Here is an 886-nt window from a genome sequence, read left to right as displayed (position 1 = left end):
CACTGCCGACCGACGTTGTGCTGCGCGGCGACATCAACGGCGACGGCAAGGTCAACGGGACCGATGTTTCGCTCGTCGCACGCCGGCTGAACCAGACGGCGACCGGCCCGTACGACAAGGCCGACATTAATGGCGACGGCAAGATCACGGCACTGGATACGCGCCTGATCACCACCTTGTGCAGCAAGCCGCGCTGCGCTCCTTGATCACTAAAAACAGGATCTGCACATCATGAAATTCGTCAATGCACTTATTGCTTCGGCGCTGCTGGCCACCGGAGCCGCCCAGGCCCAGGTGGTCACCGCCGTGCCGTCTTCGTCGGAAGTCGCCGTCGGCGACTTCTTCACCGTCGATCTGATTGTGTCCGGTCTGGGCGATGCCACGGTCGGCAGCTTCGACTTCGACTTCATCTACGACCCGTTCGTGATGACGTCGTACGGCGTCGTTTTCGGCGAAGGGCTGGATGTGTTCAGCCTGGGCTCGCTGTTTTCGGTGTCGTCCCAGCCGGGCCTGATCAACATCTTCCAGACCTCGTTCGACACGGTGGAAGACCTGATCGCGCTGCAGCCGGACACGTTCACGCTGGCGACGCTGTCGTTCAAGGCGATCAGCCTGGGCAGCAGTTCGCTGGAAGTGTTCGTGAATGCGATCGGCGATGCCGAAGGCGTGACGCTGCCGGTGGAACTGGGCGCCGGCATGGTGACCGCGGTACCGGAGCCGCAGACGTACGCGATGCTGCTGGCCGGTCTGGGCTTGATCGCACTGTCCGCCCGCCGCCGTCGCGGCTGAACGTTCGCGTCGGAAAGCCTGAACAAGCCCTCCGTGCCGCAAGGCGCGGGGGGCTTTTTCTTTTGCGGTGCGCCCCCTGTGGGCGCGGCAGTCTGTG

General features: G+C 63.7%; 2 protein-coding genes. Both read left to right on the top strand.

The window, feature by feature from the left end:
• Positions 1-206, top strand: a 206-nt coding sequence (locus NMQ16_RS19130) for a dockerin type I domain-containing protein (protein ID WP_257082562.1), incomplete at its 5' end; no start/stop codon positions are given.
• Positions 207-231: 25 nt separating this feature from the next.
• Positions 232-789, top strand: a complete 558-nt coding sequence (locus NMQ16_RS19125) for a cohesin domain-containing protein (protein WP_257082561.1) — start codon at positions 232-234, stop codon at positions 787-789.
• Positions 790-886: the final 97 nt, after the last annotated feature.

Origin of the sequence: Methyloversatilis sp. XJ19-49 (genome assembly GCF_024580145.1) — a bacterium.
Lineage (GTDB): Bacteria > Pseudomonadota > Gammaproteobacteria > Burkholderiales > Rhodocyclaceae > Methyloversatilis.
The sequence above is the reverse complement of the archived record's forward strand: the minus strand, read 5'-3'. Positions and strand labels throughout refer to the sequence as shown.

What these genes read in the sequence shown, in the direction of transcription:
- NMQ16_RS19125 (WP_257082561.1), top strand. Translation starts at nt 232, where the DNA reads ATGAAATTCGTCAATGCACTTATTGCTTCGGCGCTGCTGGCCACCGGA.